The organism is Micromonospora xinjiangensis (assembly GCF_056150165.1).
This window is the reverse complement of sequence record NZ_JAXCFO010000002.1, coordinates 794,602-814,685: the sequence shown is the minus strand read 5'-3', so window position 1 is coordinate 814,685 and position 20,084 is coordinate 794,602. Positions and strand designations below refer to the sequence as shown.

General features: G+C 73.4%; 17 protein-coding genes. 5 read left to right on the top strand and 12 right to left on the bottom strand.

From position 1 onward, the window contains the following. Positions 1 to 37: 37 nt before the first annotated feature. From cutA to SM573_RS10650, 3 genes are read right to left on the bottom strand one after another with little or no spacing between them, the layout of a single operon-like run. A complete protein-coding gene (gene cutA, locus SM573_RS10660) occupies positions 38 to 358 on the bottom strand; it encodes a divalent-cation tolerance protein CutA (RefSeq protein ID WP_474613746.1) in 321 nt (106 codons plus the stop codon). Between the two features lie 9 nt (positions 359 to 367). Then, the gene (locus SM573_RS10655) at positions 368 to 1,414 is read right to left on the bottom strand and encodes a 1-acyl-sn-glycerol-3-phosphate acyltransferase (RefSeq protein ID WP_474613745.1); all 1,047 of its coding nucleotides are present in this window, start codon (positions 1,412 to 1,414) and stop codon (positions 368 to 370) included. Then, complete coding sequence (locus SM573_RS10650; protein WP_474615976.1) at positions 1,414 to 2,244, bottom strand: patatin-like phospholipase family protein; 831 nt, start codon at positions 2,242 to 2,244, stop codon at positions 1,414 to 1,416. The genes SM573_RS10655 and SM573_RS10650 overlap by 1 nt, the downstream gene beginning before the upstream one ends. A gap of 192 nt (positions 2,245 to 2,436) precedes the next feature. On the opposite strand from SM573_RS10650, the gene SM573_RS10645 reads away from it, so the two are divergent. After that, positions 2,437 to 3,882: a serine/threonine-protein kinase gene (locus tag SM573_RS10645; RefSeq protein ID WP_474615975.1), complete on the top strand. Its 1,446-nt coding sequence runs from the start codon at positions 2,437 to 2,439 to the stop codon at positions 3,880 to 3,882. Positions 3,883 to 3,888: 6 nt separating this feature from the next. Here SM573_RS10645 and SM573_RS10640 read toward each other — a convergent pair whose 3' ends face one another. The 9 genes from SM573_RS10640 to SM573_RS10600 all read right to left on the bottom strand — a co-directional run bounded on the left by SM573_RS10640 (position 3,889) and on the right by SM573_RS10600 (position 13,341). Then, positions 3,889 to 5,004 carry a glycosyltransferase family 4 protein gene (locus SM573_RS10640; protein WP_474615974.1) on the bottom strand — a complete coding sequence of 372 codons (1,116 nt, stop codon included), beginning with the start codon at positions 5,002 to 5,004 and terminating at the stop codon, positions 3,889 to 3,891. A 105-nt stretch (positions 5,005 to 5,109) separates the two neighbouring features. Continuing rightward, complete coding sequence (locus SM573_RS10635; RefSeq protein ID WP_474615973.1) at positions 5,110 to 5,781, bottom strand: BON domain-containing protein; 672 nt, start codon at positions 5,779 to 5,781, stop codon at positions 5,110 to 5,112. Between the two features lie 168 nt (positions 5,782 to 5,949). After that, a complete protein-coding gene (locus tag SM573_RS10630; protein ID WP_474615972.1) occupies positions 5,950 to 7,647 on the bottom strand; it encodes a S1C family serine protease in 1,698 nt (565 codons plus the stop codon). A gap of 62 nt (positions 7,648 to 7,709) precedes the next feature. Further along, the gene (locus tag SM573_RS10625) at positions 7,710 to 9,266 is read right to left on the bottom strand and encodes a sensor histidine kinase (RefSeq protein WP_474613739.1); all 1,557 of its coding nucleotides are present in this window, start codon (positions 9,264 to 9,266) and stop codon (positions 7,710 to 7,712) included. Next, positions 9,263 to 9,964, bottom strand: a complete 702-nt coding sequence (locus tag SM573_RS10620) for a response regulator transcription factor (RefSeq protein WP_474613738.1) — start codon at positions 9,962 to 9,964, stop codon at positions 9,263 to 9,265. The genes SM573_RS10625 and SM573_RS10620 overlap by 4 nt, the downstream gene beginning before the upstream one ends. Positions 9,965 to 10,106: 142 nt before the next feature. Continuing rightward, on the bottom strand, positions 10,107 to 10,739 hold the full coding sequence (locus SM573_RS10615; protein WP_474613737.1) for a PadR family transcriptional regulator: 633 nt from the start codon (positions 10,737 to 10,739) through the stop codon (positions 10,107 to 10,109). Next, positions 10,736 to 11,551, bottom strand: coding sequence for a DUF4097 family beta strand repeat-containing protein (locus SM573_RS10610; protein ID WP_474613736.1), 816 nt, complete (start codon positions 11,549 to 11,551; stop codon positions 10,736 to 10,738). The genes SM573_RS10615 and SM573_RS10610 overlap by 4 nt, the downstream gene beginning before the upstream one ends. Before the next feature lie 87 nt (positions 11,552 to 11,638). Further along, the gene (locus tag SM573_RS10605) at positions 11,639 to 12,577 is read right to left on the bottom strand and encodes a lysophospholipid acyltransferase family protein (protein WP_474613735.1); all 939 of its coding nucleotides are present in this window, start codon (positions 12,575 to 12,577) and stop codon (positions 11,639 to 11,641) included. Further along, on the bottom strand, positions 12,574 to 13,341 hold the full coding sequence (locus tag SM573_RS10600; protein ID WP_474615971.1) for a GNAT family N-acetyltransferase: 768 nt from the start codon (positions 13,339 to 13,341) through the stop codon (positions 12,574 to 12,576). Before SM573_RS10600 ends, SM573_RS10605 begins: the two co-directional genes overlap by 4 nt. A 162-nt stretch (positions 13,342 to 13,503) precedes the next feature. Between SM573_RS10600 and SM573_RS10595 the strand changes: the two genes are divergently transcribed. From SM573_RS10595 to SM573_RS10580, 4 genes are all read left to right on the top strand, one after another. After that, complete coding sequence (locus tag SM573_RS10595; RefSeq protein WP_474613733.1) at positions 13,504 to 14,163, top strand: hypothetical protein; 660 nt, start codon at positions 13,504 to 13,506, stop codon at positions 14,161 to 14,163. Positions 14,164 to 14,316: 153 nt separating this feature from the next. Then, complete coding sequence (locus tag SM573_RS10590; protein WP_474613732.1) at positions 14,317 to 15,252, top strand: ABC transporter ATP-binding protein; 936 nt, start codon at positions 14,317 to 14,319, stop codon at positions 15,250 to 15,252. After that, entirely contained in the window at positions 15,249 to 16,061 is an 813-nt protein-coding gene (locus SM573_RS10585; protein WP_474613731.1) for an ABC transporter permease family protein, read from the top strand. The genes SM573_RS10590 and SM573_RS10585 overlap by 4 nt, the downstream gene beginning before the upstream one ends. Positions 16,062 to 16,328: 267 nt before the next feature. Then, on the top strand, positions 16,329 to 20,084 hold the full coding sequence (locus tag SM573_RS10580; RefSeq protein WP_474615970.1) for a multifunctional oxoglutarate decarboxylase/oxoglutarate dehydrogenase thiamine pyrophosphate-binding subunit/dihydrolipoyllysine-residue succinyltransferase subunit: 3,756 nt from the start codon (positions 16,329 to 16,331) through the stop codon (positions 20,082 to 20,084).

Below are 20,084 nucleotides of genomic sequence, written 5' to 3'. Positions count from 1 at the left end.
CGGCTCCCCCGGGCCACCCGCACCAGAGTGCGGGTACTCAGGGACGGGTGTGCTCGTACACCCAGGCCGCGTACGCCGGGTCGCCACTGTCCACCCGGGTCACCAGGATCTCCGGCACCTCGTACGGGTGGCTGGCGCGGATCTGCTCGACCAACGCGGTGACCCGGTCCGGAGCGGTCTTGAACTGCACCGACCACTCGGAGCTGGTCTCCACACCGGAGCGCCACCAGTACGTGCTGTCCACCTGCCCGCCGACCTGTGCGCAGGCGGCGAGTCGGCCCGCCACCGCCGCCGCGGCGAGCACGTCCGCGACCGAACGCGCGTCCACCACGGTCGTCACCACGCTGATCTGGTCCACGACCGCACCCTACGTGGCGCGGTCGGGGTGGCTCGCGGCCACGCCGTCCCGGTTCGCCGCGATCCACTCGTCGATCCGGGCCCACCAGTCGAAGAGCCAGTCGATGCGATCCTGCCGGCCGGCCGGCACCTCCTCCGGCGGCACCGACCAGAAGCGCATCACGATCCGCTTGTCCATGGGCAGCTCGCGCCAGACGTCGGCGACGGTGACCATGCGGTCCAGCCCGGTGTGCGCCACGAAGATGACTCCCGCCTCGGGGGCCGCGTCCAGCGCGGCGAGCAGCCCACCGGGCTGCGGCGCGAGCACGTGCCGCAGCCGCTCGGCACGCAGGGCCATCCGCTCCAGCCCGCGTGCCCGGAGCCGGGCGATCGCCCGGATGCGCCGCCGGGGGGTGAAGTTGCCGCCCTCCGGAAAGATCACAAAGGCGTCGTCGTCGTCCAGTCCCGTGGCCAGGTGCCCGATCTGGCGGAGCACCACCTCACCCCGGTCGTGGTCGGGCGAGGGCGCGATGAAGCGGTTCGGCAGCCGGTTGAGCAGGACGTCGATGGCCGGGTCCCACTGGAGGGTGTCCTTGAGCACGATGCGCGGCTCGCGCTTGAACCAGTTGACCAGTGCGTGGATGAGGATGAACGAGTCACCGGGCCCGGCGTGCCGGCAGAGCACCAGCTCGGGCCGGCCGGGCAGGGCGGTGTCGGGATCGGACCCGACCACGTCGATCCGCAGTCGGAGCGTCCACCGGGCCTGCCAGAAGAGCACCTTCAGGAACCAGCCGGCGAGCACGTAGTGGGCGCGTTGGAAGCCGGGGGAGCGGACGCGGGCGCCGAAGCCGGCGCCGATCCAGAGCCCGAAGAGCGCGAGCAGGGCCGCCGCGTCCCAGACCAGGTAGACGCAGCCGATCCAGAGCAGCCGCAGCGGGCGCAACCGGCCGGGCACCAGCGGCGACAGGGCCGCCGCGAGCAGCGCCCAGACCGGCAGCGTGGTGACCACGGCGACGGCGAGCAGCACCACGGCGGGCGCCAGCAGCACCCGGCGTACCCACCGCGGGGGCAGCGGCATCAGCGCTCCAGGTTGGCCAGGTACCGCCGGGAGGCCGTGTAGGCGCGGCTGATCCGCCGCCCCACCGCCGCCATGTCCCGGTACGCCCACGGCGTGTCGTCGCGTGGGTTCAGCCCGCCGGTCGGCAGCACGTGCACCTCCACCCCCTCCGGGAGAGCGGCCATCTCCCGGAAGAACCGGTGCCGCCGGGCGATCTCGAAGGCGACCTGGGCGATCTCCCAGGGCCGGCGGGGCGGGGTGAGTTCCCGTTCGATCCGCCCCACCTGGAGCACGAAGATCCGGGTGGCGCCGGCGGTCACCGCCTCGCCGATCGGGATCGAGTTGACGATGCCACCGTCCACGTAGTGCGCGCCGTCGATCTCCGTGGGCGGCAGCAATCCGGGAACGGACGCCGACGCGAGCACCGCCGGCACCACGGGACCGTTGTCGAACCAGTGCTCGGCGGCCCGCTCGATGTGGGCCGCGCAGCAGCGGAAGGGCACCCGGAGGTCCGCGAAGGTGGTGTCGGCCCCCAGTTCGGATTCGAGCAGCCGGCGCAGCGGGCGGGGCGAGTGCAGGTGGGTCCGGGCGGCGAACCGGCGAAGCTGCCGGGCGACGGAGTCGCCGTACACCTCGCTCGCCTCGGGGGAGGCCCAGAGCCGGACCAGCCGGTCGGTGACCGCCTCGGTCGGGTCCGCGGCGACCAGCGCGCCGTTGACCGCGCCGATCGACGTGCCGAGCACCATGTCCGGTCGGATGCCGGCACGGAACAACGCGCGCAGCATGCCCACCTCGACCGCGCCGAGCACGCCGCCGCCGCCGAGCACGAACGCCACCGGTCCCCCCGCCATACCGTTCATCCTGGCACGACGGCGCGGCCACGCCGCCGCCCCGGGGGGCCGCCCGGCCCGGCACCCCGGCGCCTCGCCTCCCGACCGCCGGCGCCCATTCATCGATCATGGTCGACGCCGTGACCACCCGTTGACAGCCCGAACACCGGCGCGCACCCTGATACCGCTCCCACCCCGAGGCAGGTGCGAACCGTGACGGCAGTGCTCCAGCCCGGTCGGTTGCTGGTCCGCAGGTACCGGCTCCTCGACCAGCTCGGCGCCGGCGGCATGTCGGTGATCTGGCGGACCCACGACGAGGTGCTGGACCGGTTGGTCGCGCTCAAGGTGCTCGCCCCGTCGCTGGCCGCCGACGCGCGCTTCCGCGACCTGGTGCACGCGGAGGCCCGGGCCGCCGCGCAGCTCGTGCACCCCCACGTCACGGCGGTCCACGACTACGGCGAGACCGTCTGCCCCGACGGCACGATCACCTCGTTCGTGGTCATGGAGTTGCTCACCGGCGAGGAGTTGGAGCTGCGGCTGACCGCCGGGCCCCTGCCCTGGGCCGAGGCCGTCGAGATCGGCGTCCAGGTGGCGGACGCCCTCGCCGCCGCCCACCGCCTCGGCATCGTGCACCGCGACATCACCCCGGCCAACGTGATGATGACCCCGGCGGGCGCCAAGGTGCTCGACTTCGGGATCGCCGCCCGGGTCGGCGCTCCGGACGACGACGAGGACGGCACCACCTTCGGCACCCCGGCGTACGTCGCGCCGGAGCGGCTGGACGGCACGCCCGCCCAGCCGGCGACCGACGTGTACTCCCTCGGGGTGCTGCTGTACGCGGCACTCAGCGGGCGGGTGCCCTACCCGGCGGACACCTGGGAGCAGTTGAGCGGCGCGCTGGCGGCGGGTGAGCCGCCGCCGCTGGCCGGTGTGCCGGGGCTGCCGGTCGAGGTGGCCCGGACCGTACGGGACTGCCTGGTCCGCGACCCGGCGGCCCGCCCCACCGCCGACCAGGTGGCGGCCGTCCTCCGGGAGCGGTTGCTCACCGCGGCGCCGTCCCCGACCGGCCGGCGCGCGGAGCCCGGCGCGCCCGCCGGGGCCGGTGGGGCCACCGTGGAGGCCACCCGGCCTCCGGTGGAGGCGGATCGGCCGGCCGCCCGCGGATCCCGACGGCGGTCGCCGCGCGCGGCGCTGCTCCCGGCCGGGCTCGCGGTCGCGGTGGCGCTCGCCGCCCCGCTGCTGCTGCCGGAGCGGTCCGCCCCTCCCCCGGCGGGGTCGCCCGCGCCGTCCGCGTCCCCCGCCCCGGACGGCGTCTCCGATCCGCGGCCGACCGCGGCGGCGGCGCCCACAGTGGAGCCGTCCACGGTGGTGCCGTCGCCGGCCGCGCCGACACCGCTCGGGGAGGCGGCCCACCGGGTCGAGGGCCTGATCGGTGACGGGTTGAGCGCCGGGGAGATCCGCTCCGACGTGGGCCTGGACCTCCGCAACGAGCTGCGCAACCTGCGCGCGTCGGCGGGCGGCGGCCACGACGACCTCGCGCCGCCGGTGGCCCGGCTCCGCGAGAAGGTCGCGGTCCGGCTCCGGGAGGGCGGGATCAGCCCGGCGTACGCGGACCGGCTCGACGCCGCGATCGCCGCGCTCGGTACGGCCTCCGCCTGAGCCGGATCACCGCAGGGTGAGCCAGGCCGGTTCCCGGACGGAGGCGGCGACCCGCCGGTAGACCGCTTCGTAGCCCTCGGCCATCCGGTCGGTGGAGAAGCTCTCCGCGACGTGGGTCACGCAGTCGGCGGGGTCGAGTCGGTCGACGGCCCGCAGCGCGGCCGGCAGCTCCGCTGGCCCGGTGCAGACCAGGCCGGTGACGCCCGACTTGACCAGCTCCGGCACCGCGCCCCGGTCGAGCGCGACCACGGGCGTGCCGGTGGCCATCGCCTCGACCATCACCATCCCGAACGGCTCCTCCCACTGGATCGGCATGATCAGGCAGCGGGCGTCGAGCAGCATCCGCAGGGTGGCCTCCCGGTCGGCGTTGAGCACCACCTCGACGTCGTCCCCCAGCAGCGGCGTCACCACCTCGTCGAAGTGGCGACGCTCGGCGGGCTCGTTGCACTTGCCGGCGAGCAGCAGCGGCAGGCCCGCCGCCCGGCAGGCGCGGATCGCGACGTCGGGGCCCTTGTCCGGGCTGAACCGGGCCAGCCAGAGCACCGGGCCCGGAGCGGGCGCGGTCTTGTGCGGGATGTCGCACAGGTCGAGGGCGTTGTGCACGGTGCCCACCCAGGGCAGCCCGGGATTCAGGCGACGCTGGGCGTGCGAGATGGCGACCAGCCCGACGCCGTGGTCGGTGTCGCTGAGCACGGTCCCGTACTCACCGACCGGGTTGCCGTGCACGGTGGCTACGGTGGGCACCGCCCGCCGGTTGGCGACCAGGGGGCCGATCGTCGTGTGGTCGTGGATGACGTCGAAGTCCGCGGCGTCGATGAGCTGCCGCACCCGGGCCAGGTGCGCCAGCTCGGGCAGGGACTCGCCGAGCCGCGGGAACTGCAGGTCCGCACCGGTGGAGACGAAGTTCTGCGCGGCCGTGCCGTGCCACTCGCCGGCACCGAACAGGGTCACCGTGTGGCCGTGCCGCACGAGCGCGTCCACGAGGCCGGTCACCACCTGCTCCAGACCGCCGTAACCGGGCGGCGGCACGGAGAGCCATGGCGGAACCACCATCGCGATCCGCAGCGGCCGGTCGGCCGCCCGATCCGCGGTCGGATGGGTCACGGCCACGAGTCCTCCCATTGGTCCCCGGCGTGCGTCGTCCGCCCGTGCCGGTGCGCGTGGTAGACCCCGGTTTCCCGCCGCCCGCTCGGATAAACCGGACAACAGGGGTGTTTTCCTCGTCGGTCACTCGCCGACGAGGAGTTGGGCGTCCACCGCCCGCACCCCCGGCGCCGACCAGGCCACCCGCTCCGCCTGGTCCCGTTCCCACCAGGAGCGCACGACGCCGCTGAGGACCAGCGTGTCCCCGTCCACCGCCACCTGGACCCGCTCCGCGCCGAGCGCGCGACCCAGCGCCCGCCGCACGTCCCGGAGCATCCGGTCGGTGTCGGTGGGAGCGGGCGGGACGACCTCGACGAGGTTGGTGATGCCGCGTACGCCCCGCAGCCGGCGCACCTCGCGCTCCGCGCTGCGCCGCTGCCAGCCGAACTCCACCGCGCCGCGGAGCATCACCCACCCGTTGGCCACGGTGACGTCGATCCGTTCGGCGGGCACGAAGCTGTCCCACTCCAGCGCCCGGCTGGCGGCGATGGCGATGTCGGAGTCGGTGACCCCGGGGCTGCCCGGCAGGCGCACCTCGATGTCGTCGGCGACCGCCCGCACCCCCCGTACGCGCTGGGCGCAGCGGGTCGCGGCCCAGCGGCGGGCGGAGCTGTCCACCCAGCCGGTCAGGGTCACCACGCCCTGCTCGACGCTCACCCCGATCTCGTTCGGCTGCACCTCGGCGTCCCAGGCCAGCTCGGCCAGGACGTCCTGCTGGATCCGCTGGTCCTCGCGGGCGGCGGCTGCCGTGCTCATGCGCGTCCCTCCCTAGCCGGTCCTGCCGAGACTGCCCCCGTGACGGGTGACGGCGGTTCACCCGGGTGGGGTGAACCGCCGTCGAGAGGGGCGGCGGCGGGTGACGGAGCCAACCCCCTTGGCTCCGTCACCCGCCGCCTGGAGGGAGGAGGCAGGTTCGTGTGCCGGTTACTGCGTCTCGGCGAGCGTGACCGTCGCCGTCGCCTCGGCGCCGTTGCGCTTGTAGTGCACCTCGACCCGGTCGCCCACCTTGCCGGCCTGGACCGCGCCGACCAGGTCGTCCGAGTCGTTGATCACCGTGTCGCCGAACCGGGTGATGACGTCGCCGCGCTGGAGGCCGGCCTTCTCGGCGGCGCTGCCGGGCGTGACGGCGGCGACCAGGGCACCGCCGCCCTCGGCCATGTTCACGCTGACCCCGAGGGACGGGTGGCTGACCTTCTCGCCGCGCTGGAGCTTGCTCGCGACGTCCTTGGCCTTGTTGCTCGGGATGGCGAAGCCGACGCCGATGTTGCCGGTGCTCTGGCCGGACGTGGCGATCGCGGTGTTGATGCCGATCACCTCGCCCCGGGTGTTGACCAGCGCGCCGCCCGAGTTGCCCGGGTTGATCGGCGCGTCGGTCTGGAGCAGCCCGGCGATGGAGGAGGCGGCCTGGCGCGGATCCTGCGGCTGGCCGTCACCGGCCTGGATCGTGCGGTCCCGGGCGCTCAGGATGCCGGCCGTCACCGAGCCCTGCAGGCCCAGCGGGCTGCCCAGGGCGAGCACCTGGTCGCCGACCTGCATCGCGTCGCTGTCGCCGAACGTGGCGGCCTTCAGGTCGCGAACCCCGTTGGCCTTCACCACGGCGAGGTCGGTCTTCGGGTCGGTGCCCACGATCCTGGCCTCGGCGTTCGTGCCGTCGGCGAAGATCACCCGGACGGTGTCCCCGCTCGCCGAGGCGACCACGTGGTTGTTCGTGAGGACGAAGCCGTCGGCGGTGAGGATCACGCCGGAGCCCTCGCCGTTGTCGGTGGCGATGGAGACCACGCTGTCCTGGACGGAGGCGGCGATCTTCGGCAGGTCGGCGCTGTTGATGACCGGCGCGGCCGAGTAGGTGCGGGTGACCCCGCCGCCGTCGCCGTCCAGCGCGAGCGCGAGCGCCCCACCGGCGACACCGGAGCCGAGCATCAGCGCGAGCACCGCCACGCCGGCACCGGCGAACTTGGCGACCCGGCTCGGGCGCGGAGCGCCCGGGTGCGGGCCGGGGTGGCCGGCCGGCGCCCACGGCGGCACCGGCTGACCGGCGTGCTGCGGCTGGTGCCCGTACGGCTGCGTTCCGGCGCCCGGCTGGCCCCCGCCGGCCCAGCCGGAGTGCGCGTTCGGGTACCAGTGCCCGCCCTGGTAGCCGGCCTGCTGCGGATAGCCCGGCTGGCCCGTGTGGTGGCCGGGCGCCGGGTAGCCGGTCTGGCCGGGCGCCGGGTGGCCGGTCTGGCCGGGGACCTGGTGGCCGGGGTGGTTCGGGGCGGCCGCGGGCGGCTGGTAGCCGGCGTGGGCGGTCGTCGCCACCGGGGCGGTCACGTCGGCGTCCGCGCCGGACGTCCGAGCCACCGGGACGGTGGGCTCGGCGTCCGCGGGGGTGGTCGTCGCCACCGGCACGGTCGCGTCGGCGTCCCGGGCGGTGTCGTTCTCGGTGGAGCCGCCGACGCGGGGCTCCGGGGTGGCGGGGCCGGCGGTCGGGGCGGTGTCCCGGTCGACCGGGCCGGCGGCCCGGTCGGTGGTCGGGGAGTCGGACTGCGCGCGCTCCACGCGCGGCAGCTCGGCGGTGGGGTGCGACGGCTCGGCGTCGGCGGGGGCCGGCCGGTGCTGCGGGTCGGACTCGTACTCGGTCATGTCACCACCTTCTCCCGCGCCTCTGCGACCCGCCTGGAACGGGCCTGGAAGTTCGCTGAAAGTCACTCGCCGTCCCCGTCGCCCTGCGGCACCAGCGGCAGCCGCACCCGGAAGGTGGCACCGCCACCCGGGGTCTCGGTCACCTCGACGCTGCCGTGGTGGGCGGCGACCAGGGCCGCCACGATGGCCAGCCCGAGGCCCGTGCCCGTGTGGCCGCCGGCCCGGCGGGTGCGGGCCGCGTCGACGCGGTAGAAGCGCTCGAAGACCCGCTCCGCCTGCTCCGGGGTCAACCCGGGGCCGGTGTCGGCCACCTCCACCACCGCCAGGTTCCCCGGCTCGGTCCGCAGCCGCAGGGTCACCGAGGCGTCGGGCGGCGTGTGGGTGAGCGAGTTGGTCATGAGGTTGCCGATCACCTGCCGCAGCCGCGCGTCGTCACCGAGGACGACCAGCGGGCCGGAGCCGGGCTCGATCTCCAACTCGATGCGCCGGTCCGGGGCGACCGCCCGGGCGGCCTGCACCGCGTCGCCGGCGAGCACCGGTAGCTCCACCGGAGCCAGGGAGATCGGCCGTTCCCGGTCGAGCCGCGCGAGCAGCAGCAGGTCCTCCACGAGCAGGCCCATGCGGGCCGCCTCGTCCTCGATCCGGCGCAGCAGGCCGGCCGTCTGCTCCGGATCCCGGGCCGCCCCCTGGCGGTACAGCTCGGCGAATCCGCGGATCGTGGTCAGCGGCGTCCGCAGCTCGTGCGAGGCGTCCGCCACGAACTGCCGCATCCGCTCCTCCGAGCGCCGGGCACGCGCCTCGGATGCCTGCGCGGACACGGCGGCGTCCCGCGCGGCGGCCTCGGCGTAGCGGGCGGCACTCTCCGAGGCGGCGCGGGCGGTGAAGGCGGCCTCGATCTGGCTGAGCATCGCGTTGAGCGCCCGCGAGAGCCGGCCCAGCTCGGAGGTGGCGCACTCCTGCCCCTCCTCCGGGTCGGGCACGCGCCGGCTCAGGTCACCACCGGCGATGGCCGCCGCGGTCCGCTCGATCTCGATAAGCGGTTTGAGGCTGGTACGCACGATCGCCGCGCCGATCGACGCCAGCAGGATCAGCACCGCCCCGCCCACCAGGAGGTCGATCCAGACCAGGCGCTGCACCGCCTGGTCGACATCGGTGAGATTCTGGCCGATGGCTGCCCACTGCCCGTTCGGCAGCTCGGTGTAAAGGATCCTCCAGCGGATGGGACTGGCCTGTGCCCGGACGGTGAACGGGTCACCGGACAACCGCTCGAACCCGGCGGCGTCGGCGGGCCAGCGCGGCAGGTCGTCCGAGTCGAACCGCTGGCTGTCGAAGCGGGCGCCGATGACTCTCCCGGTGTCCCGGTCCGTCACCACCACCAGGTAGTCGGTGGGAATGCCGATCTTCGCCGGCTGCTCCAAGATCAAAGCACTCTCGATGTTGCGGACGGAGCCCTTTATCTCGGCGTCCACCTGGCCCACGAGGTAGCTGCGGAGGAAGAACGTCGTCAGCGAACTGATCACCAGGAGGGCGAGCGCGACCAGGGTGAGGACGGCGGTGACGAGCTTGACGCGCAGCGGGATGCTGCGCAGCCGTCCCTTAACCTCTTCGACCGCGTTCACGCCGCCGGCTTGCGCAGCACGTACCCGACGCCGCGGAGCGTGTGGATGAGTCGGGGCTGGGTGTTGTCCACCTTGCGGCGCAGGTAGGAGATGTACGACTCGACGATGTTGTCGTCACCGCGGAAGTCGTAGTTCCAGACGTGGTCGAGGATCTGCGCCTTCGAGAGCACCCGGTTGGCGTTCAGCATCAGGTAGCGCAGCAGCTTGAACTCGGTCGGCGAGAGCTGCACCCGCTGGCCGGCCCGGTAGACCTCGTGGGTCTCCTCGTCCAGCTCCAGGTCGGCGAAGGTCAACCGGGACGGCGGCTGCTCGCCGCTGGTCGTCCGCCGCAGCACCGCACGGATGCGCGCGGTCAGCTCCTCCAGGCTGAACGGCTTGGTCACGTAGTCGTCGCCGCCCAGGGTAAGGCCACGGATCTTGTCGTCGGTGGCGTCCCGGGCGGTCAGGAAGACGACCGGGGTGCGCGTGCCCCCCTCGCGGAGCATCCGGATGACCTCGAAGCCGTCCAGGTCGGGCAGCATCACGTCCAGTACGACCAGATCGGGCCGGTGGTCCTTGGCGGCGGTCAGCGCCGCGCTGCCGCTCGTCGCGGTGGCCACGTCGAAGCCCGCGAAGCGCAGGCTCGCGGAGAGCAGTTCGAGGATGTTGGGGTCGTCCTCGACGACAAGCAGTCGCGCCTCGGTCTGGGTAGCGGGCATGAGCCCCATCATCCGCGCCCACACTGCGCCCGCGCTGGACGCTTCCTGCAAAAAGCCTGTGAGGATCCGCACCCCGTGCGCGGTGGCGACCACGGTCAGCGAACGATACGGGCACGGCCCCCGGCGCGCTGCCCCGACGGTCTCAGCGGAGCAGCCGGCGCAGCCCGTCCAGCGCCCCGTCGAGCAGCCGGATCGCCGTCCGCAGCTGGGAGTCGCTGAACCGGCGGGCCCGGACCAGCCGGCCCACCTCCGCGGTGAAGGCGGCCAGCCGCTGGTCGAACTCGGCCAGCAGGCCGGGGGCGGGCTCCGGCGCCGGTGGTGGGAAGGACTGCGGGTCGGGCGCGAACGACGGGGGCTCCCAGCGCAGGCGCCGGCTCTGCCGGGTCTGCCGCGCGGCCTCCCGCAGCTCCCGCTTGAGGTCCCGCACCGAGCCGCGTACCTCGCTCTGGATCTCTCCCGCCAGCGCGGAGAGGTCCTCGACCGAGGCCGCGATGTCGGACTCCAGGGCATCGAGTTCGTCGGCCCGCTGGCGCAGCTCGGCACGGCCGGCCTCGGTGATCTCGTACGTCTTGCGGCCGCCGGCGGCGGTGTGGCTCACCAACCCCTCCGTCTCCAGTCGTTGCAGACGCGGGTAGATGGTGCCGGCGCTGGGCGCGTAGAGGCCGAGGAAGCGGTCCTCCAGCAGGCGGATCAGCTCGTAGCCGTGCTTCGGGCCGTCGTCGAGGAGCTTGAGCAGGTAGAGCCGGAGCCGCCCGTGACTGAAAACGGCCGTCACGGCAGCTCATCCTCCTCGTCGTCGTCCACCGGGCGAGCCAGCAGCGCGATGCTGCCGGACGTGGCGGACGCCCAGAGCTTACCGTCGCCGGAGCCGAGCACCCCCTCGCTGGTGGACACCGCGCCGACGGTCGATTCCCTGCGCAGTTGAGGAAAGCCGCAGGTGATCCGGCCGGAGGTCGTGTGCAGCCGGACGGCGAGGTCGCTGTCCTCCCGCACCCGGACCGTGATGCTGCCCGAGATGGCGTGCAGCCGGATCTCGCTGCTGCGCGGGTTGTCGAGGTCGCAGGTGATAGCCCCGGAGACGGTCTGCGCCCGGACCTGCCTGGCGGCGCTGTCGGCCAGGATCACCTCGCCGGAGACGGTCTCCATGGAGAGGTCGCCGGCCACCCCGAGCGCCTCGACCGGCCCCGAGACGATTTTCGCCTGGGTGCTGCCCCGGAGCCCCATCAGCGTGATCTGGCCGGAGGTGACGTCGACCCGCGTCTGCCGGCGCAGCCCCGAGACGACCAGCGAACCGTCGACCAGGCGCAGGGTGGCCGACACGTCGGCGGGGACCGCGATCGACACATCGACCCGCCGACGGAAGCCGAACGGCCAGAACCAGCTCCAGTTGCGCTCCTGCCGGACGCTCAGCCGCCCGTCCTGGTGCTCGACCAGGAGCGGCCGGCTGCCGACCCGGCTGATGTCGACCCGCGCCGGGCCGTCGGTGGCGACCACGTTGAGCCGGCCGCTGAACAGGCGCACGTCCAGCCGGGTGACCGGCCCGTCCAGGCTCAGCCGCTGTGGGCTGTCGACCGTCCAACCGGTCATCGCGTCCTCCCCTCGCGGCACGCCGGCGGCGCACCCGACGGGGGAACAGTAACGCGATACATCGCGACTGCACAAGACTGTCGCGACTCAGGCCGCCAGGTCGAGCCCCCGGGCACCCGTCCGGACCGGGCTCTCCGGCTCCCGGACCGGGGACGGCGCCACGGCGGCGGCCGGACGCACCGGGGCGGCCACCGCGGGAACGAGGTGCACGGCGGACTCGGCGGCCCGGGCGAGCAGTCGCCGGTCCGCGTCCCCGCTCGGGTGCAGCGCCGCGGCGACCGTCACCACCACCTCCAGGTTCCGGGCGGCGACCACCCGGCGCACCGAGCGCAGCAGGGTCTCCTCGCCGAGGAACGCGGCGGTCGTGGTGCCCGCGCCGGTCGCCCCGGACCGGTAGCTGATCCGCACCGGCACGACGGGCGCACCGGCGTCCACGGCCGCCTGGAACAGGGCCGGCCGGAAACCCCCGCCGGGGCGGCAGCCGATCGCGCCGTCGCCCGCGCACCAGGTCGTACCCTCCGGAAAGATCGCGACCGACCGGCCGGCACGCAGGTCGTCCGCGATCCGGCGCACCGTCGCCGGAAGCTGCCGCGGCCGCGACCGGTCCATGAAGACCGTGCCCGCCGCGGCCGCCAGCAGCCCGACCAGCGGCCAGGCGCGGACCTCCCGCTTCGCCACCATCCGGGCCGGTGCGACCGCCAGCACGACCAGGATGTCCAGCCAGGACATGTGGTTGGCGACGAGCAGGGCCCGCCGGCGGGGCAGCCGGCCGCGCACCACCAGCCGCACCCCGAACGCCCGCGCGGTCCCCCGCGCCCAGGCCCGCACCGCCGCCTGCCCGTCGGGCGCCGGGAGCAGCGGCAGCAGCACGGCCAGCCCGGCACCGAGCAGCAGCATCCCGGCCGCGGCGAACAGGCGCCCCGCGCGCCGGGCCACCGGCACGTCCGGCACCTCCCCCGGCGCGGGCAGGCACCGGTCGTCGCACCCCGACGTGGGGCGCCACAGGTCGTACGTCGCGGTGGTCACGCCGCCACCCCGCCGAGGAAGTGCCGCAGGTAGCGCGGGTTCATCCGGTCCATGGACAGGAGCACGTAGAAGTCCGCGACCCCGAAGTCCGGGTCGTACGACGGCTCGCCGCACACCCACGCACCGAGCCGCAGATAGCCGCGCAGCAGCGGCGGCACCAGATTCGGGCCGTCGACCGGCCCGGCCGGCACGGCCGGCGCCTCGGCGAACCAGGGACGTCTGGGGCTCACCCGCAGCGGCGGCGGCGCCAGGTGCCGGGCCCGGGCCTGCTCCCAGACCTGCGCCACCGCCCGACCGCCGTCGGTCACCGGGACGGACGCGCAGCCGCCGAGCCAGCGGGAGCCGCGCAGGTGCAGGTAGCGGGCGATGCCCGCCCACATCAGGTTGATCACCGCGCCGGTGCGGTGGTCCGGGTGCACACAGGACCGACCCGCCTCGACCAGCTCGTGCCCGAGCGGGGCGAGCGCGGCGAGGTCGAACTCCTCCTCGGCGTAGCGACGGTCGGTCCGGCCGGGCGGCAGCAGCCGGTAGGTGCCGACCACCGCTCCGGTGCTCTCCTGCCGGACGATCAGGTGGTCGCAGTACGGGTCGAACGGATCCACGTCGAGCCCGGCCGAGCCGGGGAGGAGCGTGGCGCCGAGTTCGGTGGCGAACACCTCGTGGCGCAGGCGTTGCGCGGCCGCGACCTGGGTCGGGTCGTCGGCGATCAGCAGGGTGTAACCGCTGGTCGTCAGGGGTGCACCAGCGGCGTGCAGAACGGCCATGGCATCTGTGTAGGTGCCCCGGGTTGCCGGCCCGGGTGGCGAGGAGTGTCGATCCGGTGAACGGCGGCCGGCCACCCGTGTGCGCGGGGTCCACCCGCCGTGCGACGCTGCCGGGCGGAACCCGGCGCGACCGCCGGGTCACGTCCGCCCCGGAGGTCGGCCATGCTCATCGAGTCCCGCTACAACGGGCCGCCCGGCTCCGGCAACGGCGGCTGGAGCGCCGGGCTCTTCGCCGCCGAGGCCGGTCCGGGGCCGGTCGAGGTGACGCTGCGACGGCCACCACCGCTCCAGACGCCGCTGGCCCTCGTCGGCGGCGAGGTGCGGGACCCGGCCGGGCTGGTGGTCGCCGAGGTGCGCGCGACGCCCTCCTTCGACGCCGTGGTGCCGCCCGTGGACCACGCCACCGCGGTCGCCGCCTCGGCCGCGTACCCCGGCCTGGTCGACCACCCCTTCCCGCGCTGCTACGTCTGCGGCCCGGAGCGGGCCGACGGGCTGCGGATCTTCCCGGGCCGGCTGCCGGACGGCCGGACCGCCGCCCCGTTCCGCGCCCCGGAGCGGGTCACCGCGGCGACCGTCTGGGCGGCGCTGGACTGCCCGGGCGGCTGGTCGGTGATCGCTCCGGGCCGGCCGTACGTCCTGGGCCGGATCGCCGCCCTGGTCGAGGCGCTGCCGCAACCGGGCGACGAGTGCGTGGTGACCGGCGTGACGGTCGACGTCGAGGGGCGCAAGGCGCGGGTGCACACCAGTCTCTACGGCGCGGACGGCGCGTTGCTGGCGAGTGCCCGCGCGACCTGGATCGCGCTGCCCGCCGCCACCGCCTGATCGATGCCCGCCGTCGCGGTAGTCCCTGAGGATGACCCTGCTCCTGCCTGAGACGGAGGCGAAGGTAGGGACGCAGCCTGATTGACCTTGTTGCGCCCGACCGCCACGCTGTGCAACGGCGTACCTCGACGCCACCCGCACGGGAGGAGAGCGATGTCTGACGGGCAGCGAAGCCCCACCAGTGACGGGCAGATCGTGGTGTCCGGCCTGACGAAGCAGTACCGCAACGTCAGGGCGGTCAACAATCTGTCCTTCACCGTCGAGCCAGGTCGGGTGACCGGCTTCCTCGGCCCGAACGGCGCGGGGAAGACCACCACCTTGCGCATGCTGCTGAACCTGGTCACGCCGACCAGCGGCACGGCGACGATCGGTGGCCGCCGGTACGCGGACCTGACCGCGCCGCTGCGGCACGTGGGCGCGGTGCTGGAGGCCTCCAGCGCGCACAAGGGCCGCACCGGCATCAACCACCTGCGGGTGATCTGCGCGGCGGCGGGGCTGCCGAGGCAGCGCGCCGACGAGGCGCTCGCCCTGGTCGGCCTGACCCCGGCGGCGAAGCGGAAGTTCAAGGGCTACTCGCTCGGCATGAAGCAGCGGCTCGGCATCGCCGCCGCCATGCTCGGCGACCCACGGGTGCTGATCCTCGACGAGCCGGCCAACGGCCTCGACCCGGAGGGGATCCGGTGGATGCGCGGCTTCCTCAAGGGCCTGGCCCACGAGGGGCGCACCGTGCTCGTCTCCAGCCACCTCCTGTCGGAGATGCAGCTGCTGGCCGACGACGTGGTGATCATCGCGGCCGGCCAGCTGGTGCGGCAGGGGCCGGTCGAGCAGGTGATCGGGTCGATGACGCAGGGCGTACGGGTCCGCGTCCGCACCCCGCAGAGCGAGGCGCTCACCACCGCCCTCAAGGGCCAGAACGCCACGGTCGACGCCGACGGACAGGGCGCCCTGCTGGTCAGCGGCGTGGACGCGCCCACGGTCGGCCGCACGGCCCTGGCCGCCGGCGTCGAGCTGCACGAACTCACCACGGAACGGCCCGACCTGGAAGGGGTCTTCCTGGAGCTGACGGCCGGAAAGGCGGGCATCCGATGAACCTCGTCCGAGCCGAGCTGCTCAAGATCCGCACCACCAGCACCTGGTGGTGGCTGGCCATCGGCGCGTTCGTGTCGATCGTCCTGGCCTTCGCGTTCAACGCCTGGTACGCCAGCACGGTGCTCGGCGGCGACGCCGACACCCTCGGTGTGAGCCCGGAGCAGGCGACCCCGGCCGCGCAGGCGGCGAACATCTACACCTCGGGCCAGTACCTCGGCCTGATGTTCGTGATGCTCATCGGCATCCTGATGGTCACCAACGAGTTCTTCCACCAGACCGCGACCACGACGTTCCTCGCCACCCCGCGCCGGACGTCGGTGATCCTCGGCAAGCTCGTGGCCGCCAGCCTGCTCGGGTTCGGCTTCTGGCTGGCCACCACCGTGATCGACCTCATCGCGGGCGGGGTGTTCCTGACCCTCAACGACCACGGCGCGCAGCTGGGTGAGTGGCCGGTGCAGCGCGCGCTGCTGTTCAACCTGCTCGCCTACGCGATCTGGACGATCCTCGGGGTGGGCATCGGCACGTTGATCACCAACCAGCTCGGCGCGGTGATCACCGCGGCGGTGCTCTACCTGGTCGGCACCCAGGTGGTCGGGCTGCTCTTCCTGCTGCTGTCGAACCTGCTCGACAGCCAGGCGGTGCTCAAGTGGCAGGTGATCTGGCCGGCGGTGGCATCCCAGGTCATGATCACCGAGGGTCAGTCCGAATTCGTGCCCGCCTGGTGGGTCGGTGCCCTGGTACTGATGGGTTACGCGGTCGTCAGCGGCGTCGCCGGCGTCCTGATCACCCGCCGGCGCGACATCGCCTGACCTGCGCGTCCGGGCTTCTCGGAGCGGCCCCGGGTTGGTGGCTCGACGCCACCGGCCCGGGGCCGTCGTCCATAGCAGGAGTCAATGGGACACGCAGCGCTTACTGAACTTCTGGCATCTTCTGTGAAACGGACCACCCGACGGAGGCGGAAATGCCTGAGGGATCTGTACGGCGTAGCCTTGGAGCGTTCCGTCCGCGCCCGTGATATGGGCCCGGCGGGCACCGCGTGCCACACCACATTTGCGTGAAAGAGGCGATTACCGGCCGTGTCGACCCAGCAGACTTCGCAGGAGAACCCACTGGCGGGTTTCGGCCCGAACGAGTGGATCGTCGAGGAGATGTACCAGCGGTATCTCGCCGACCCCAAGAGCGTCGACTCAGCCTGGCACGACTTCTTCGCCGACTACCGCCCGGGGCCGGGCGCCGCCACCCCGCGGCCCGACGCCAAGCCCGCGCCCGCCACCACGCCCGAGCCGGCCGAGCAGCAGGAGCCGGTGGCGGCCGTCGCCCAGCCCGCCGCCCCGAAGCCCGCCGAGGCCAAGCCGGCCCCGGCGCCGGCCGAGCCCGCCAAGGCCGCCGCCCCCGCCGCCGCGAAGCCGGCCGCCGCCAAGCCCGCCGCCCCCGCGAAGCCGGCGGCGAAGCCCGCCGCCACCGCGCCCAAGGCCACCGGCCCGCAGACCACCCCGCTGCGCGGCGTCGCGGCGAAGATCGTGCAGAACATGGACGCCTCGCTGAGCGTCCCGACCGCGACCAGCGTGCGCGCCGTCCCGGCCAAACTGCTCGTCGACAACCGCATCGTGATCAACAACCACCTCGCCCGCGGTCGTGGTGGCAAGGTCAGCTTCACCCACCTCATCGGCTACGCGATGGTCCGGGCGCTGGTCCAGCACCCGGAGATGAACAACTCGTACGCCGAGGTCGACGGCAAGCCGGCGCTGGTCCGCCCCGAGCACGTCAACCTCGGCATCGCCATCGACCTGGCCCGCCCCGACGGCACCCGCACCCTGGTGGTCCCCTCCATCAAGGCGTGCGAGCAGATGGACTTCCGGCAGTTCTGGCAGGCGTACGAGGACGTCGTCCGGCGGGCCCGCCGCAACGAGCTGACGATGGAGGACTACGGCGGCACCACGATCTCCCTGACCAACCCGGGCGGCATCGGCACCGTCCACTCGATGCCGCGGCTCATGCAGGGGCAGAGCGCGATCATCGGTGTCGGCGCGATGGAGTACCCGGCGCCCTACCAGGGCATGTCCGAGGCCACCCTCGCCGAACTGGCGGTCAGCAAGGTCATCACGCTGACCAGCACGTACGACCACCGGGTCATCCAGGGCGCGCAGTCCGGCGAGTTCCTCAAGGTCATGCACGAGCTGATCCTGGGCGAGCACGGCTTCTACGACGAGGTCTTCACCTCGCTGCGCATCCCGTACGAGCCGGTGCGCTGGATGCGCGACGTCGCGGTCAACTCCGAGGGGCAGATCAACAAGACCGCGCGGGTGCACGAGCTGATCCACGCCTACCGGGTGCGCGGTCACCTGATGGCCGACACCGACCCGCTCGAGTTCAAGATCCGCAAGCACCCGGACCTGGACGTGCTCCAGCACGGGCTGACGCTGTGGGACCTCGACCGCGAGTTCCCGGTCAACGGCTTCGCCGGCAAGCAGCGGATGAAGCTGCGCGAGATCCTCGGCGTGCTGCGCGACTCGTACTGCCGCCGCGTCGGCATCGAGTACATGCACATCCAGGACCCGGAGGAGCGGCGCTGGATCCAGGAGCGGATCGAGCGCAAGTACGAGAAGCCCACCCCGGACGAGCAGAAGCACGTGCTCAACCGGCTCAACGCCGCGGAGGCGTTCGAGACCTTCCTCCAGACCAAGTACGTCGGCCAGAAGCGGTTCTCGCTGGAGGGCGGCGAGTCGCTGATCCCGCTGCTCGGCGAGGTGCTGGAGGCCGCCGCCGAGGGTGGCCTCGACGAGGTCGTCATCGGCATGGCCCACCGCGGCCGGCTCAACGTGCTGGCCAACATCGTCGGCAAGCCCTACGAGAAGATCTTCTCGGAGTTCGAGGGTCACCTGGACCCGCGCTCCACGCAGGGCTCGGGCGACGTGAAGTACCACCTCGGCCAGAACGGCAAATTCACCACCCCGGACGGCGCCAACTCGGTGAAGGTCTCGGTCGTGGCTAACCCGTCGCACCTGGAGGCCGTCGACCCGGTGCTGGAGGGCATCGTCCGGGCCAAGCAGGACCGGATCGACCTCAAGCTGGAGGGCTACACCGTGCTCCCGCTCGCGGTGCACGGTGACGCGGCCTTCGCCGGCCAGGGCGTGGTGGCCGAGACGCTCAACCTGTCCCAGCTGCGCGGCTACCGCACCGGCGGCACGGTGCACGTGGTCGTCAACAACCAGGTCGGCTTCACCACCGCGCCGGAGTACTCCCGGTCCAGCCTCTATAGCACCGACGTGGCCCGGATGATCCAGGCGCCGATCTTCCACGTCAACGGCGACGACCCGGAGGCCGTGGTCCGGGTGGCCCGGCTGGCCTTCGAGTACCGGCAGGCGTTCAACAAGGACGTCGTGATCGACATGGTCTGCTACCGCCGGCGCGGCCACAACGAGGGTGACGACCCGTCGATGACCAACCCTCAGATGTACAAGATCATCGACTCGAAGCGCTCGGTGCGGAAGCTCTACACCGAGGAGCTGATCGGCCGCGGCGACATCACCGTCGAGGACGCGGAGGAGCTGCTGCGGGACTACCAGTCGCAGCTCGAACGGGTCTTCAAGGCGACCCGCGACGCCGCCACGACGCCGCGACAGCTCAGCCGGCCGCGCCGCGAGGAGGAGCCGGAGCCCCAGGTGGACACCGCCATCGACGCCTCGGTCGTGCGGGCCGTCGGCGACGCGCACGTCAACCTGCCCGAGGGCTTCACCCCGCACAAGCGGATCCAGCAGCTGCTCGACCGGCGGGCCAAGATGTCCGTCGAGGGCAACATCGACTGGGGCTTCGGCGAGATCATCGCGTTCGGCTCGCTGCTGCACGACGGGGTCACCGTCCGGCTGGCCGGGCAGGACTCCCGCCGCGGCACCTTCGTCCAGCGGCACGCCTCGATCGTGGACGCGCGGACCGGCAACGACTACCTCCCGCTGCAGTCGCTGACCGGCGACGGCGAGCGGTCCCGGTTCTTCGTGCACGACTCGCTGCTCAGCGAGTACGCGGCGATGGGCTTCGAGTACGGCTACTCGGTGGAGAACGTCAACGCGCTGGTCTGCTGGGAGGCCCAGTTCGGTGACTTCGTCAACGGCGCCCAGTCGGTGATCGACGAGTTCATCAGCTCCGGCGAGGTGAAGTGGGGCCAGCGCTCCTCGGTGACCCTGCTGCTCCCGCACGGCCACGAGGGCCAGGGCCCGGACCACACCTCCGGCCGCCCGGAGCGGTTCCTCCAGCTCTGCGCCGAGGACAACATGCGGGTGGCCATCCCGACCACCCCGGCGAACTACTTCCACCTGCTGCGCCGCCAGGCCCTGTCGCCGAAGCGCAAGCCGCTGGTGGTGTTCACGCCGAAGTCGCTGCTGCGGCACCGGCTCTGCATCTCGGGCGTCGAGGACTTCACCACCGGCACCTTCCAGCCGGTGCTGCCCGACTCGGCCCCGCCGGCGCCGGAGGCGGTGAAGCGGGTGCTGCTCTGCTCGGGCAAGGTCTACTACGACCTGTTCCAGGCCCGCCAGGAGCGCGGCATCACCGACACCGCGATCATCCGGCTGGAGCAGCTCTACCCGATGCCGGTGGAGGAGGTCCGGGCGGCGCTCGCGCAGTACCCGAACGCGGAGGACTTCGCCTGGGTGCAGGAGGAGCCGGCCAACCAGGGCGCGTGGTCGTTCGTGGCGCTCAACCTGCTGGAGCACCTCGCCGACGTGCGACTGCGCCGGATCTCCCGCCCGGCGGCGGCCGCCCCGGCGGTCGGCTCGGCCAAGATGCACGAGGTCGAGCAGACCGCGCTGATCGAGGCGGCTCTCCCCCGCCCGTGA